The following is a 14069-nucleotide window of genomic DNA, read 5'->3' on the forward strand; positions in this document are numbered from 1 at the left end:
GTCCCGCAGCACCCTGCCAGCATCCAGCAGTGATGTCGGCTCGACAACCCGGGCGATCACCAGGTCCCGGAACACCTCGTCGTCGAGGCCATCGAACCCCAGCGCGGTGAACACTCCGGCCAACGCATCGAACAGGATCCGCGAGTCCGTTCCGACCACGCGTCCCGGACCGTCACGACCGGCTGGCGCCACCGCGCCCGCCGGCTCGAACAAGCCCGGTCCGAGAGGCGCAATCAGGCCTTTCACCGCAGGGGTGGGCTCGATACCGAGATCGAGGACGCCCTGGGCGGGATTGTCCAGCAGCTCATGGGCGCGCTCCAGCAGCATGCCGAGTTCGGCCTCCGTATGCGCCGAGCCGATGTGCTCCACGATCCGCTGACGACCACGCAAATACTCCGCGATCTGCACCGCCGTCGCGCCCGACGCCGTCCGCACCCTCCTGATGAACGCCACAACGTGACACTAAAACAAAACCCCATTAGTGCGTGAAAAAGCACCATTCTGCTGGCATCACTGCAGGTCAGCGCGTTGGCCGCCCACGAAACAGAGACCCGTGAGCCAACTCAGGGGCACGGGCCCGTCACGGCTGCTGGACATGGTCGAAGGGCGCTCCAAACAGGTCTTCGCCGCCTGGCTCACCGAGCGCCCCCAGGCCTGGCGGGACGGGATCGAGGTCGTCGCGATGGACGGGTTCACCGGGTTCAAGACCGCCGCTGCCGAGGAACTGCCCGACGCGGCCCCGGTCATGGATCCCTTCCACGTCGTGCGCCTGGCCGGGGACGCGCTCGACAGGTGCCGGCAGCGCGTGCAGCAAGCCGTCCACGGCCACCGGGGCCGTGCCGGGGATCCCCTCTACAAGGCGCGGCGGACACTGCATACCGGAGAGGGACTGCTCACCGACAAACAAGCAGAGCGCTTGATGGTCCTCTTCACCGACGACCACCACAGCGAGGTCCAAGCAACCTGGGGCGTCTACCAACGCATGATCGCCGCTTACCGGGAGCCCGAGAAAAAGAACGGGAAAACAATGATGCAGGCCGTGATCACTGCCCTCTCACACGGCATCCCTGCCGCGCTGACCGAGCTCACCAGCCTCGGCCGGACACTGAAACGCCGCGCAGCCGACGTCCTCGCGTTCTTCGACCACCCCGGCACCTCCAACGGCCCCACCGAAGCGATCAACGGCCGCCTCGAACACCTCCGCGGAAGCGCCCTCGGATTTCGCAACCTCACCAACTACATCGCCAGATCACTCCTGGAAACCGGCGGATTCAGACCCCGACTACACCCTCAATTCTGAAGAGCCGCTAATCCCTACGATTCGGCAGCTGACTGTGACAGGTTTGTTTGGCCCCGGTAGGACGGTTATTTCTGGCCCCACTTCCTGACTCGCCGGTGTGGTTGTGACGGTCCGAGGATCCGGCGGCCGCCCGGGAGCGGGTGCGGAACGCGGTGCGGCTGGTGTTCGAGGGGGCGGCGCGGCGGGAGTAGGTTGCTATTTCCGCGCTTCGGCCCAGCCCAACGCCGTCAGTTTCCAGGTCCCGCGGCTGGGCCGTTCAATCAGGCCTTCTTGAAACATGAGACTGCTGGATTTCCTGGCGCGCGTAATCCACTTCTTCACGCCTCTGGAGTGCTCTTCCAAGTCAATCTCATTAAGCAGGTGACCGTACCGCTCTTCCAGCAGTCTGAGGCATTCCTCAGCAGTCAGTGTCCCGTCAGCTTGCTCCGCCAACAGGGTCAAGATTCTCGAGCGGTGGATGGGTTCTTGGGTTCTCAACATCTCCGGGCCCCTGCTATCAGCCGGCTTCATCGGCTAGTGTCCAAATCTGTTTCAGCGGTAGTTCCTGTCGGACGCGTGCAGGAAATTCTGCATAGTGATTCTGGACTTGGCTCACAAGTTCGTCCGCGTCCCAAACGCGAATGGCGAACCTCTGCGAATCCACCAGCTTTCGGGCTGCCCTGGTAAGTCCTCCCCAGGCTACGAGGAGGCCCTGGTCAGCCTTGTGGATCGATAGCGACCCGTGTAGCTGGGATACGGTCGGAGCGTCCACTGGGCTGGCTTGGCTCTTCACCTGAACGATGACACGCGGGCTATCCAGGCCCAGAAGCCCCTTCCCGGCCACGAGATCGATGCCGTCATCAGTTCCTTGTCCATGTTCGGTACACACGAATCCGTCGGCTTTGAGGATTTCGGCAACCAATGCTTCCATCTTGTGCCCCGCAAAAGTTTCGATGAGACGGCTTGCTATCGAATCAGCTGCATAACGTGAAATATCCACAGGCACGTTCTCTTGCTCTGTTTCATCGACCGAAAAGCTGCCGCCTCTAGAAGGAACTTCCTGCATCTCCAGTCGGGCTCCCGGGTCCCTGCCAGTCGTCATGGCAGTGCGCAGCCGGAATTCAGCATCGTTCCGTTCGATCCGGCAGACGGTTGAAAAGGCCCCGAGGGAGTAGAGCAGATCCTGATTTATCCGGGAACGGGCAATGTCAGGGGCATCCCATCGAACGCGGCGGATGTGGCGACGTTCTGGATCCGGTTCGTTGGAGTCGTACTCATACGGGCCTTCGATTATTCCAATAGCGACCGCAGCTGAGCGCTTCAAGGGCATGACCACGAGGTCTCCGAGCTCCATGCGTCCTCGCAGAGCCCAAAGTTGGGCGGCGAAATTCCGGACGGCTCCGACCTTTTGGCCGGGGATTCCTGCCTCAACTTTTGAGAAGACTTTTTCCCTGGTGTCTGAGTCTTGAAGAGAGTCCACATCGCCATACCCGGCGCCCGTGACCGACTTACTGAGAGCCCATTGTTCCCGCTCCCCCGTGCTTCCTGCCCGAACCAGCCATGCAGTCATCTACTCACGTGCCTTTCGAAGCTCATCATGCTCTAACCAACACCCGGGTATGCCACTCACCGCCATTCTGCCAACTTCGTGGGCCTTTCGCCCGCGAAGCTGCTTCCGGGCTGCGGCCAATGGACGACGGGCAGTCACGGACAGGAGTAGTCGTAGCAGGACGTCCGGAAGGGGCCTACCCTGTGCCAGTCGCCGACGGGTAGCTACTTATCACATCCAATGCCGTCCCCGTCCCTGTCGAGGTGCTTCCCATAGCCGGGTGTTCCCTCGTAGACCGGCGCCGCCCCCGCCGCGCGAGCCTCGGTGCAGTTCTTGTAGTAGACAGCCGCAGGTGGGGCTGCAGGGACAGCAGGTGTGGCTTTTGCTGCCGCTGCCTGTTCGGCTGCCAATTGCGCTGCAGCACGATCGGCTGCCGCCTTCTCAGCCGCGCGTTTTGCTGCCGCAGCTTTTTCCGCCGCGAGTTTGGCGGCAGCGACCTTGGCTACCGCTGCTTTTTCCGCTGCCGCTTTGTCCGCAGCAGCCTTCTCAGCAGCCGCCTTGTCCGCGGCGGCCTTTTCGGCCGCCTCCTTGTCCTTGTGCTTGACGCCGAGGTGTACGGTGGAACCCTTTGTCAGCTGTGCACCCTCGACGGGATCTTGCGACGTTACCTGCCAGTTCTTCTTCAGAATGATCGACTTACCGTCGACGGTGTCCGCAGCCTCGACTTTGAGCCCGAGATCTTTCAGTTCATCCATTGCTTTGTCCAGGGTCAGGTTCACCACGTCTGGAACCGTGACCGTTTCAACTCCTGCCGGCTCCCCTGCTGCGTGCTTGCCGCTGCACCCGGTCAGCACTAGGACGGTCAGCACAACGAGAGTCAGCGCAGCTTTTAGCTTTCCCCTGTCGGCGTTAGCCCTACCTTCACGGGACGCTGTTGGAATTTGGCTCTTCATCATTTTTCCCCTTGAAAACTTTGAAACTGTGGAGTCATCCATTCGGCCTATCCTTCGCATGCGATCCCGTCCTTATCGCGGTCCAGCGCCGCCCGGTAGCCGGCCTGTCCCGCGTAGATCGGGGCAGCTCCGGCGGCCCTGGCGGCTGCACAGTTGGCGTAATAGGCAACTGCCGGCGCTGGTGGCAAGGGGACCCTCGGAGCAGGACTCGGGGCCACAGCAGCCGGAGCGGGTACGGCCTTAACAGGCGCTGGCTTAGCTGTAGCAGGTGCAGTTACAGGCGCCTCTGGAGCTTTCTTGCTTGCTGCGGGCTGGCTGGAGCAGTTGCCCAGAATGGCGGCCATGGCGTCGTGCTCGGCCCGGGTAACCCAAAGCTTGTAGCGTGCCTTCACCGAAATCTGCCGGGCAACGTACTCGCACCTGAAGCCCTTGTTCGGCGGCAGCCACGTGGCCGCGTCGCCGTCGCCCTTCTTGATGTTGGTCGGCCCGTCGGTTGCTTGGAGGTTCAGGGGGTCGTTGGCGAACGCTGTCCGCTGTTCCATGGTCAACTGCTGGGCGCCCTTCTGCCAGGCGTCGCTGAGCGCAACAACGTGGTCGATCTGGACGGCGCTGCTGGTCGTGATCCCCCGCTGGAAGTTAATGGTGGTGCCCGTGTACGGGTCCGCCAGCGTGCCGGACCGCACCTTGCAGAGCACGCTGTTGGTGTATTTCACACCCGTGAGGTCGCGGTTGAGGATGTCATTCCGGGTGTCGCAACCGTTACGGTCAACATCTGCCCAGGCCTGTCCGAACAGCGCGCGGTCATATCCCGTCTTGGGCGCCCGTCCCTTGACGGGAAGGGAAGCCAACACCTCGAGTGCTTTGCTTGCGAACGCAGACTGCGTCTTCGGAGCCGTTGCCGTGCCGCCCCGTGCCGATACCTTGGGTGTTTCAGGATCCAGGGGCTTGCTGGTCTCCGCCGAGGTCGGAGCGAACGACGGCGTCGGCGTGGCTTTGGCGGTTACGCTCGCTTCTGCCGTGACCGGGGCAAAAGTGCCATTCGATGGGGCCGATGCATCCCCAAGGCCACAGCCCGCCGTACCCACGATCATGAACAGCGCGGCAAGTCCTACAACGACGAGGGTGGAAGATCGGGGTCTGCGCGGTAACCTCGGCCCTGGCTCCGGCGCACTATCCACTGACCTACTGGGGGCCGGATTCTTCGACATTCTTTTCCTTGTTTTCAAAGTCCCCGGCAATTAGCCGGTCTCTCGTTGTTCGACAATTGCGGCCGCCGTCGTGCACCGGACCTGCCGGCGCACGACGGCGACCCTCCCCCCAGGAACGGCGGCGTCTAACTCCCCGCGTTAGACGCCGCCGAGATCATGATGAACAGGACCACAACGATCCCCAGTGCGGAACAGATGGTGTCCACCCAGCCAAGGACCTTGCCCAGTGTTGCCGAATGATGGAGGGCTTCGGCCTTCCGTGCGTTGGAAATCGCCAACGGGCCGAAGACAATTCCCAGGAAGAAGAATCCGATGGCCCCGAAAATGATCGACTTTTCCTTGAACTTGCTTCCCTGGAAGTGCTCCAGCGAATTGTTCTGCTGCACGTTCGGGTAATTCGGGTACTGGTAGGACTGGCTGAAGTTCGACTGGGACATTCTGAGACCTTTCGACGACGGTGTCGGTGATTTTCGGGAGACTCCCGCGCCGCATTCTCGGTCCGCCGTGCATCCCCCGAAACGAAGATACGCAGCCATTCCCAGCCACGGCGCAAACTGGGCAAATCTTGGGTAAATCCTGCTGCGATGCTGTGTCCCACGATGCTCACGGCCAAGAAAGCGCACCCGTCCAAAGCCCCCGCGGCACCGAATGCTTTGTGTTCACAGACAGAAACAGGGCAGGAGGTGGGTTGCGTGACAACGGTGCAGCTGGGACGCCTATGCTGGAACGCAATGGACAATCCCCATGCTCCCGAAACGGCGGAGACGGCCGCCGGGCCTGCTTCAGGCGCGCCCGGCGCCGTAACGTCCGGTGCCACGGCGCCAGAGCTGAACGCCCAGCTGGGGGCCCTCCTCGGGCAGATCGCCGACGGCGACCGGGATGCCTTCGCGGACTTCTACCGGCTCACCTCACGCCGGGTCTTCGGCATGGCGCGGCGGGTCCTGGTGGACTTGGAGCTCAGCGAGGACGCCACCCAGGAAGTCTTCCTGCAGGTCTGGCAGGGCGCCGCAAGCTTCAACGCCGCGGCCGGGAGCCCGCTGGCCTGGCTGATGACCATCGCGCACCGCAGGGCCGTGGACAAGGTCCGCTCCGCGCAGGCAGCCACGGACCGCGAAGCCAGGTACGGCGCTGACAGCCAGGAGATCGACCACGACTCCGTGTCCGACGAAGTGGGCAGCCGCCTCGACGCCGAAGCCGTGGTCCGGTGCCTGGAGACCCTGACCGAGACGCAACAGGAATCGGTGCGGCTGGCGTACTACGGAGGCCTGAGCTACCGGGAAGTCGCCGAGAAACTCAATTCCGCGCTACCGACCATCAAATCCCGGATCCGCGATGGACTGATCCGCCTGAAGACCTGTTTGGAGGTGAGTTGAGATGAACCGCATGGACACGAACGACGGCGGCACGCAGCCCCGCGGTTTCGCCGCCGATATTGCCACCGACCTGAAGGCCGGCCGCGCCGTCGAACTGGCGGAGATCTACGCCCTGGACGCCGTCAGCGACGACGAACGCGCCGCCATCGACGCCTACATCTCCACCGCCCCGCAAGCAGAACGCAACGCTTTCAACGACCGCGTCCGCCAGGCCCGCGAAACCCTCGCCCTGGCCTTCACCGCAGAGGAAGATCCGCCCGCCGGACTGCTCGAGCGCACGCTGGCGCAACTGCCGGCGCAAGCGCCAGCACAAACTCCGGCACAGCTGCCGGAAGCGGCGCCGTCGGAAGCTGCGCCGGAAGCCGGCCTCCCGGCGTCGGGCGATGAACTGGCAGCCGCGCGGCAAAAGCGTGAGGCACGACGCCGGCCTTCCGCCGTCCGGAACTGGCTGATCGCCGCCGCGGCGGCCATTGTGCTCGCCGTGGGCGGGGTGGGAATCGGCAGCTATGTGGCGTCCCAGAACGACCCCGTCAAGCAGATCCTGCAGGCACAGGACGTGCACGAAGCGACGGCAAACGTGACCGGCGGCGGCACAGTGCTGCTGGCGATCTCGGCCTCGAAGGACGCCGTGGTGGTGCGGATGAAGGACGTGCCGCCGCCGCCCGCCGGCAAGGTCTACCAGATGTGGCTGATCCCCAAGAACGGCTCGGCGCCGGTCTCGCAGGGAACCATGGACGCCGAAGCGCTATCCAAACCGGCCGTGGTGAGCGGCATCAGCGCCGGCTCCTCCCTGGGCATCACGGTGGAACCCGTGGGCGGCTCGGCGTCGCCAACGTTCCCGACCGTCGCCGCCGCAAAACTGGATTCGTAGAATTTTTTTCCTGAAGCACCCATCCGGCCTCTGATGCGCCCCGAATAACAGGCGTAACCCCTCGGACCAGCGGGAGCCACGAGCCGCTGATCCAAGGAACACCATCGCATTCAGGAGAATCATCATGGCTACTCACCCGCTTACCCACACAGCAAGCCGCACCGTTGTCCAGAAGGCATCCCTGGCCGTGGGCGCCGTGTTCCTGCTGGTCGGTGTGCTTGGTTTTGTTCCCGGCATTACGTCCAACTTCGGTGACTTGGGCTTCGCCGGCCACCACTCCGAAGCCATGCTGCTGGGCCTGTTCCAGGTATCGGCCCTGCACAACATCGTCCACCTGCTCTTCGGCGCGGCCGGCCTGTTCCTCGAGCGGACCGCAGCAGGTTCGAAGGCATTCCTGCTCTACGGCGGCATCATCTACCTGGTGCTGTTCGTCTACGGACTGGTGGTCCCGCAGGACTCGGCCGGTAACTTCGTGCCGCTGAACAGCTTCGACAACATCCTGCACCTGCTCCTGGGCGTGGGCATGGTGGCGCTGTCCGTGATCCTCACCCGGGGCCGCAACGGCGTCCGTTCCTAACTTTCGATCTTCCCCACTGAAGCCCGGGGAGAAAAAGTCAGGGCTCCCGGAATTCCGGGAGCCCTGACTTGTGTGTTTCCGGGATCTTACGCCCGTACCCGCTGCGCCAGCGCGTCCTCGAGGAAGCCGAGGTGGGCCGGGGTCGGCTTGGTCACGTTGGCCTCGTACCCGGGGTGCTTGATCAGGAACTTCTTGATGAACGGGCACACGGGAACAATCCGCAGGCCCGCGGCGACCGTCTGGTCCAGCGCTTCGGCGGCGAGCTTCCCGGCCAGGCCCTGCCCGCCGTATTCCTCGTTGATGACCGTGTGGTAGAAAATCCGCTGCCCGACGGCGGGGGCTTGCGAACCGGGGTCCGCGGCACCTTCGCCGGCGGCAGCACCGCCGTCGTAATCCTTGTACACGGCCTTGCCGATCACGCGGCCGGCATCCTGCAGTTCGAAGCGTTCCCGCCCGGTGTTGTGGTGGATAAGCAAATTGTCCATCCCCCGAATCTACGTCATGCGGAAGGTCCGGCCGGGTCCTTCCGGGCGTCGAGCCTGCCGGCGATTTTCTCCTCGAGCGCCGCGACCGCCGCTTCCGGCAGGACGATCAGCCCATCAAGCTCCTTGCGGGCGCGCTTGTACGCGGTCTGCCGTTCCGCCGGCGTGGCCGCACTGTCTTCGGCGATCCGCAGGAGCTTCCGGGCGGTCGCCAGGCGCTGGCGCTCGGGGCCAGTGAAGTTGCCGTCCTTGATCCGCCTGGCCTCACGCTCGGCGACGTCGAACGCCAGCTCGAAGCCGTGCACGGCAGCGCGGTACTCAGCCAGGCGGGCCGCCGTCGTGATGTCCTCCGGGGCGGCCGGCCGCAGCGCGTCGGCCTCCTTCTTGGCCCGCAGGAACGCGACGGTGAGGGGTTCACGGACGTCCGTCATCAGCGGGAAATCAATGAGTTTGCCGACGTCCAGTTCGTAGTCCAGCCACGTGCGGTTCACGGAATCGTGGGCTGCCATCAAGGCGGCCACCTCGGCCCGGCTGGCCTGCTCTGCCGCGGCGGCCTGGTTCTTCAGTTTCAGCAGTTCGACCTTGCGCCGGTGCCGCCGTTCGCTCGCCCTGGACAACTGGCGCGCCCACCCGCCGGCCATTCCGCCGAGGGGGAAAACGAGCCACCAGTAGTTTCCGAGGAAGTCGAAGAAGGGTTCCACTCGTTCATCCTCCCATCGGGCCGGGGTGCCTCCAAGGGGCCCGGATTCGGCTTGGAATGGCAGGGAATGCGCCGCCGGCGTGGCTGTCCGGCCCCTCCGTTACGATCGCCCCATGGACCAGAAACTGCATTTCATCACCTTCGCCACCGAGGACCTGGACCGCGCCCGCGCGTTCTACAAGGACGGCCTTGGCTGGGACCCGCTGCTGGATGTTCCCGGGGAAATCATCTTCTTCCAGATGGCGCCCGGCATGGTGCTCGGCCTGTTCGATTCGGCGAAGTTCAACCAGGACCTGGGGCGCTCCGGAACACCCGTCGGCGTCAGCGGCGTGACCCTCTCACACAACGTGGCCAGCGCGGCCGAGGTGTCGAGCACGATCGACAGACTGGAGGCGGCCGGGGCCACGGTGCTGAAGCCGGCGCAGGCCGGGGCCTTCGGCGGGATCTTCCACGGCCATGTCCAGGACCCCAACGGCATCATCTGGGAGATCGCGTACAACCCCGGCTGGAGCATCGGCGAAGACGGCAAGGTGGCGCTCGGGTGACGTCCTGACGTAACGCACATCACCGGTGTCCTTCCCGGAGCTACGATTGACCGTCTGGCTGTCCGCTGCCGGAGCCTGCCTTACCGGGCTGGTGCCGGGCGATATTGCCGCCAGGTGCGTGCCCACCCGCGCCGCCCAGCTCCCGTTCAGGATCCCTGCCCATGCGGGCCACGGCGGCGACCATCGTGCGCCGCGTGCTCGACGCGACCGGCCGATCCTCGCCATCCCGTTCAATCCGAAAGAACTCCCCCATGTCTGTAGCGTCTCCAGAGAACACTGTCCTGCGAGTTTCCAGTACCGGAAAGGAGCCCGTCGTCCTCAGTGTTGAGGGCGGCGAAACGGTGACCATCCGCATCGAAGTCGAAAGCAACTGCACGTGCCAGGCGGCCCCCCGCCCCGGATCCTACACGGACAGCGGCCCGGGTCTCGCTTAGCCTCGGCTCGCTGATGCACGGATAGGCGTACGCTGCCGCTGGGGGCGGCGCACGCCTGCGTGCAAGTTTGGTTTGTATAACAACCTCAGTACAGTGGCTCCAACAGACCCCACCCAAGCGAGGCCCCGTGAGCGACACCGCCGTCCAGTTCCTGTCCCGACCCCTCACCGCCCAGCCGGGCCAGCCCCTGCGCGTGGCCGCGTACTCCCGCATCGCCGAGGCCATCCGCACCAAGCTGCTCTCCCCCGGTTCGCTGCTGCCCACCGAGACCGAGCTCGGCGTCATGATGGACGTCAGCCGCACGGTGATCCGCGAAGCCCTCATGCTGCTCGAGGAAGACGGCCTCACCCGGGCGCGCCGCGGCGTCGGACGCTTCGTGGCGGACACCCTCCCCCGCATCGGCATCGAAAAGATCCGCCCCTTCGACCAGCTCCTGGGCGGCTCCGAACTGGACGTCCAGGTCAAGCGCACCCTGGCCGAACTCCAACCGGCCTCCGAGTTCGTCGCGCCCGGCATCGGCGTCGAACCCAACGAGGACTGCTGGCTCTGGGAAAGCGTGCTCATCCGCAACGGCGAAGCGATCGGGCACCTGCAGGAGAACGTGCCCATCAGTGCGGGCCGGGAGCCCGGTACCGGAAAAGCAGCCGGTTCCGGTAAGACAGCCGACGACGGCGACTGGCTGGCCGCCGCGGCCGACCCCGCCGGGCGCACCAGCCTGGCCCCGAAGACCCTTCTTGAGATCCTCGCCGAACGTCCCGGCATGAGCCTGGGTCCGGGCGAGTGCCAGATCAGCCTCAGCACGGCCGGCCCCAGCCGCGCCAAGCTGTTGGACCTGCGCCCCTCGGACCCGGTGCTGGTGCTCACCCAGTACGTGCGCCGCGCGGGCAAGCCCTTCTACCTCGCCAAGTGCCTGGTGGCGGCAAAGGCCGGACACCTCTCGGTGATGCAGTCCTCCTAGGCACGTTCGGGGCCGCGGCGACGATTCTGCTGGATCACCCCGCGCAAGCCCGAAGCCCTGCCGTGTGGTTCCCGGCCCATCGGGTTCAGCAAGCCGGTGACAAGCTGGTGATCCAGCAGAATGTGCGCGGGCCGGGCCCCACCCAATTCCTGGACTGCCGCGTCGGATTCTGCCGCGCCGGATTCTGCGCCACCATTCGGCCAGACACCGCACTCGGCCGCGGAGTCATTGGGCACACCCCACACCCGGCAGGAATGATGCCCCGGAATCCGACGGCCTCGGACGGGCTCAACCCCATTGACCCCGGCACGCCCGCGGCGGCTCTGCCGGATCACCGCGTACCATCCCGAAGCCACCCCCCGCCGTTCCGGGCTTGCCGGGTCTATCCGGTTGGGTGATCCAGCAGAATGTGCGCAGGCCCAGCACCACCCAACTCCTGCACGGCCAGGCTCAGCCAGAGCACCAGCATGTCGTCCGGCTGGGAAGGATCGATGCCGAAGATCTCCTCCATCCGCCGCAGCCGGTACCGCAGGGTGTTCTGGTGCAAGGACAAGGCCTGCGCGGTCTTGGCCGAGTCGCAGGAGAAGGCCAGGTACGTGCGCAGGGTCTTCGCGTAATCGGTGCCCGAGCGGGCATCATGCTCCAGCATCGCTGCCGCGGCCGGTGCCATCAGCCGCGGCTTGCTCCGGAACAGTGCCGCCAGCTCCAGCAGGGTGAGCCGGCTGCGCAGCTCCTCCGCGCTGGCGTAGGCGGCACCGCCGGACGCGGCCCCTGCCGAACCGGCCCCGGCGATCCTGGAAGAAGCGGCCCCGGCAGACCCAGCCCCGCCGGAAGCCCCGCCGTCGGCCAGCATCAAAAGCACCAGGTCGGCGTCGTACTTTGAGCGGCTGATCTCGCTCACCGCGGCGACGGGCGTGCCCAGCGCGACCCGCAACTCCAGCCGCAGCGAGGCGGCGGCCCGCTCGATCAGCCGCCGCGCCAGGGTACCGATCTGCGGCAGCGCGGCCGGCTGGGCCTGGGTGAACAGGGCGTAGATGGTGGTGCCGATCATGACGCACTGGGTCCCCTGCCGGTACGCCTCGCATTGGGTGGTCACCAGGTCCAGCACCCGGGCCAGCGCGATCTCCTCCGAGCCGGGAACCACCTCCGCCTGGAAGGCGACGACGGCGAACGGGCCCTGGCGTCCGAGCGCCAACTGTTCTGCCACAAGCTGGGAGTCGCTGTCGCTTTCCAGCAGCCGGCGCAGCAGTTCGGCGCGCTGCTGCCGGGCGAGGTCGTAGCTGCTGCGGGCGCGGAGCATGTGCAGCGCGGCGATGTCGGCCGCGCTTTCCAGGGCGCGCTTGGCCTCGGCGTCGAAGCTGCCCTCCGCGTCCACCACCCAGATGGACCCGAGCGGCTGCGTCCCGGCGCGCACGGCAATGGCCAGGCGGTCCATGGCGTCGCCCACGCCCTCGATGTGCACGGCGCCCTGGGCCCGGAACACCGCGGCGTACTGCCCGGCGTTCTCCGGGAGGTACGGCACCTGCCTGCCGAGGATGCCACTGCGGCGGTCCTCGTCGATGGGCTGGCCCGGCAGGGTGGAGTAGGCCAGGATCTGTTCCTGCAGGTTCTCGATGGTGGTGGCCCCGCCCACCATGGCGGCGATCGCGTTGGCCAAAGCGAACAGATCCCCGACACCCAGCGGCACCAGCGAGCTGTTGGCTTCCGCGAGCGTCCCCACGGCGGATTCGAGCAGCCCGTCCAGCTGCCGCCAGGACACCCCGTCCTCCACCACCAGCAGCGCGATCCCGGCCCGGTCCGCCGCGGCGGCCAGTTCCTCAAGCCCCTCCTGCGAGGCGGCCGCCTGCGACGCCGCCTTGACCACCACCGCCGCGAATCCGGCGCCGGCCGCTTCTTCGACGACGGCGGCGGTGCGCGGCTCCGCGGGGTCCAGCCCGATGCCGAGGAGGATGCCGCCCGGAAGGGATTCGAGCTCGGCCGTGGGGTCGTAGAGGCCGGGACTCAGCAAGGCGAGTTCCGGCGTCGGGCCGTGAGTGCGGATCCGCAGGCCCGAGCCTTCCAACACTTTCAGCAGTTCCTGCAGCGGAATCTGTCGGGACTGGCCGGCGGGCCGGGACGCGGAGGGGTTCGAAGCCATGCCCAGCAAACTAGCCGTCCTTGTAGGAAACAACAAGCTCACCGAAGCAGCTTGGTGTCGCACGCTAAAGCCAGCGGCACAGGTGCCTCGCCATAGTGGAGGAATGTCACTCACCCTTGAAGCACACCCCGCAGCACGCCACGCCAGGGCAGCGGCCACCGCGGCCGCCGAACGGGCCGGCGTCACGGTCATCGAAGAAACTGACCGTGAAAAGCTCCGGGACATCGAAGGCCTGCTCGTCAGCATCTGGGGCACGTCCCCGCACGGCGCCCCCGTCCCCTTCGACATCCTGCGCGCCATCTCGCACGCCGGCTGCAACATCTCCGCCGCCTACCTGCCAGACGGCACGCTCTGCGGGGCCGCCGTCGCGATCGTCACCCCGGGCGACACCGCCACCTACTCGTTCATCGCGGGCGTGGCCCCGGGCATTGCGGACAAAGGCGTCGGCTTCGCCCTCAAGCAGCACCAGCGCGCCTGGTCCCTGGACCGCGGGATCGAGACCATGACCTGGACCTTCGATCCCCTCGTCAGCCGCAACGCCCGCTTCAACCTCAGCAAGCTCGGCGCCCACGTCCGCCAGTACGAGCGGAACTTCTACGGCCTGATGGAGGACGAGATCAACGCCAACGACGAAAGCGACCGCCTCGTGGCCGTCTGGCCCCTCTCCTCCGGGACGAGCATCGCCTGCAGCGAAGGCACCCCCCGCGACGTCGAACTCCCGGCTTCGGAGGGCACAACGGTGCTGAAGCACGGGCCCGACGGTGAGCCGCAACTCCTTCGCTCGGATGACGGCAAGGCGGCCGGCACCCTCTGGTGCCGCGCACCCCGCGACATCGTGGCCCTGCGTGCCAGTGACCCGGAACAAGCCGCCCTCTGGCGCATCACGATGCGCGAGTCCTTCGAAACCGCCTTCGCCGCCGGGTACCAGGCCGACGGCGTCACCCGCACCGGCTGGTACCGGCTCAGCAAGTAACCGGCTCAGCCACCAGCCACCCCCACCAAG

The 14069-nt window shown here is 66.0% G+C and carries 14 protein-coding genes and 2 pseudogenes; 7 read left to right on the plus strand and 9 right to left on the minus strand.

What is annotated here, in order from left to right:
- Positions 1-453, minus strand: a pseudogene (locus DWV11_RS08855) (IS1634 family transposase); the annotation flags it as partial.
- A gap of 112 nt (positions 454-565) precedes the next feature.
- Here DWV11_RS08855 and DWV11_RS08860 point away from each other — a divergent pair.
- Positions 566-1300 (plus strand): annotated as a pseudogene (locus DWV11_RS08860) (ISL3 family transposase); the annotation flags it as partial.
- Between the two features lie 195 nt (positions 1301-1495).
- Here the strand turns inward: DWV11_RS08860 and DWV11_RS20650 are convergent.
- The 5 genes from DWV11_RS20650 to DWV11_RS08885 all read right to left on the minus strand — a co-directional run bounded on the left by DWV11_RS20650 (position 1496) and on the right by DWV11_RS08885 (position 5426).
- A complete protein-coding gene (locus DWV11_RS20650; protein ID WP_115788527.1) occupies positions 1496-1810 on the minus strand; it encodes a winged helix-turn-helix domain-containing protein in 315 nt (104 codons plus the stop codon).
- Positions 1797-2633 (minus strand): restriction endonuclease, encoded by an 837-nt coding sequence (locus DWV11_RS08870; RefSeq protein WP_168404623.1) that lies wholly within the window; start codon positions 2631-2633, stop codon positions 1797-1799. Before DWV11_RS08870 ends, DWV11_RS20650 begins: the two co-directional genes overlap by 14 nt.
- A gap of 419 nt (positions 2634-3052) precedes the next feature.
- Positions 3053-3823: an excalibur calcium-binding domain-containing protein gene (locus DWV11_RS08875; RefSeq protein ID WP_245953519.1), complete on the minus strand. Its 771-nt coding sequence runs from the start codon at positions 3821-3823 to the stop codon at positions 3053-3055.
- 5 nt (positions 3824-3828) lie between these two features.
- A complete protein-coding gene (locus tag DWV11_RS08880) occupies positions 3829-4629 on the minus strand; it encodes a GmrSD restriction endonuclease domain-containing protein (RefSeq protein ID WP_342767732.1) in 801 nt (266 codons plus the stop codon).
- A 485-nt stretch (positions 4630-5114) separates the two neighbouring features.
- Entirely contained in the window at positions 5115-5426 is a 312-nt protein-coding gene (locus DWV11_RS08885; protein WP_115788531.1) for a hypothetical protein, read from the minus strand.
- Positions 5427-5720: 294 nt separating this feature from the next.
- Between DWV11_RS08885 and sigK the strand changes: the two genes are divergently transcribed.
- The 3 genes from sigK to DWV11_RS08900 all read left to right on the plus strand — a co-directional run bounded on the left by sigK (position 5721) and on the right by DWV11_RS08900 (position 7810).
- Entirely contained in the window at positions 5721-6362 is a 642-nt protein-coding gene (gene sigK / locus DWV11_RS08890) for an ECF RNA polymerase sigma factor SigK (protein WP_115788532.1), read from the plus strand.
- 1 nt (position 6363) lies between these two features.
- Positions 6364-7233, plus strand: a complete 870-nt coding sequence (locus tag DWV11_RS08895; protein WP_115788533.1) for an anti-sigma factor — start codon at positions 6364-6366, stop codon at positions 7231-7233.
- 124 nt (positions 7234-7357) lie between these two features.
- A complete protein-coding gene (locus DWV11_RS08900; protein WP_115788534.1) occupies positions 7358-7810 on the plus strand; it encodes a DUF4383 domain-containing protein in 453 nt (150 codons plus the stop codon).
- A gap of 86 nt (positions 7811-7896) precedes the next feature.
- Here DWV11_RS08900 and DWV11_RS08905 read toward each other — a convergent pair whose 3' ends face one another.
- Positions 7897-8295, minus strand: coding sequence for a GNAT family N-acetyltransferase (locus DWV11_RS08905; RefSeq protein WP_115788535.1), 399 nt, complete (start codon positions 8293-8295; stop codon positions 7897-7899).
- A gap of 14 nt (positions 8296-8309) precedes the next feature.
- On the minus strand, positions 8310-8993 hold the full coding sequence (locus DWV11_RS08910) for a hypothetical protein (protein WP_115788536.1): 684 nt from the start codon (positions 8991-8993) through the stop codon (positions 8310-8312).
- A 112-nt stretch (positions 8994-9105) separates the two neighbouring features.
- On the opposite strand from DWV11_RS08910, the gene DWV11_RS08915 reads away from it, so the two are divergent.
- Together DWV11_RS08915 and DWV11_RS08925 are read left to right on the plus strand one after the other, a co-directional pair.
- Positions 9106-9537, plus strand: a complete 432-nt coding sequence (locus tag DWV11_RS08915; RefSeq protein ID WP_115788537.1) for a VOC family protein — start codon at positions 9106-9108, stop codon at positions 9535-9537.
- 561 nt (positions 9538-10098) lie between these two features.
- Positions 10099-10929: a GntR family transcriptional regulator gene (locus DWV11_RS08925; RefSeq protein WP_115788538.1), complete on the plus strand. Its 831-nt coding sequence runs from the start codon at positions 10099-10101 to the stop codon at positions 10927-10929.
- 382 nt (positions 10930-11311) lie between these two features.
- Here the strand turns inward: DWV11_RS08925 and DWV11_RS08930 are convergent, their stop codons facing one another.
- Positions 11312-13066: a PucR family transcriptional regulator gene (locus DWV11_RS08930; RefSeq protein WP_168404625.1), complete on the minus strand. Its 1755-nt coding sequence runs from the start codon at positions 13064-13066 to the stop codon at positions 11312-11314.
- A gap of 103 nt (positions 13067-13169) precedes the next feature.
- Here DWV11_RS08930 and DWV11_RS20100 point away from each other — a divergent pair, with 103 nt between their 5' ends.
- On the plus strand, positions 13170-14039 hold the full coding sequence (locus tag DWV11_RS20100) for a chorismate synthase (RefSeq protein ID WP_168404627.1): 870 nt from the start codon (positions 13170-13172) through the stop codon (positions 14037-14039).
- The last annotated feature ends 30 nt before the right edge of the window (positions 14040-14069 follow it).

This window comes from Arthrobacter silvisoli (genome assembly GCF_003369445.1).
Taxonomy (GTDB): domain Bacteria; phylum Actinomycetota; class Actinomycetes; order Actinomycetales; family Micrococcaceae; genus Arthrobacter; species Arthrobacter silvisoli.

Coding starts and splice junctions, on each gene's coding strand:
- DWV11_RS20650 (WP_115788527.1), bottom strand. CDS start 1,810: ATGAAGCCGGCTGATAGCAGGGGCCCGGAGATGTTGAGAACCCAAGAA.
- DWV11_RS08885 (WP_115788531.1), bottom strand. CDS start 5,426: ATGTCCCAGTCGAACTTCAGCCAGTCCTACCAGTACCCGAATTACCCG.
- DWV11_RS08900 (WP_115788534.1), top strand. CDS start 7,358: ATGGCTACTCACCCGCTTACCCACACAGCAAGCCGCACCGTTGTCCAG.
- DWV11_RS08870 (WP_168404623.1), bottom strand. CDS start 2,633: ATGGAGCTCGGAGACCTCGTGGTCATGCCCTTGAAGCGCTCAGCTGCG.
- DWV11_RS08915 (WP_115788537.1), top strand. CDS start 9,106: ATGGACCAGAAACTGCATTTCATCACCTTCGCCACCGAGGACCTGGAC.
- DWV11_RS08930 (WP_168404625.1), bottom strand. CDS start 13,066: ATGGCTTCGAACCCCTCCGCGTCCCGGCCCGCCGGCCAGTCCCGACAG.
- DWV11_RS20100 (WP_168404627.1), top strand. CDS start 13,170: ATGTCACTCACCCTTGAAGCACACCCCGCAGCACGCCACGCCAGGGCA.
- DWV11_RS08875 (WP_245953519.1), bottom strand. CDS start 3,823: ATGGATGACTCCACAGTTTCAAAGTTTTCAAGGGGAAAAATGATGAAG.
- DWV11_RS08905 (WP_115788535.1), bottom strand. CDS start 8,295: ATGGACAATTTGCTTATCCACCACAACACCGGGCGGGAACGCTTCGAA.
- DWV11_RS08895 (WP_115788533.1), top strand. CDS start 6,364: ATGAACCGCATGGACACGAACGACGGCGGCACGCAGCCCCGCGGTTTC.
- sigK (WP_115788532.1), top strand. CDS start 5,721: ATGGACAATCCCCATGCTCCCGAAACGGCGGAGACGGCCGCCGGGCCT.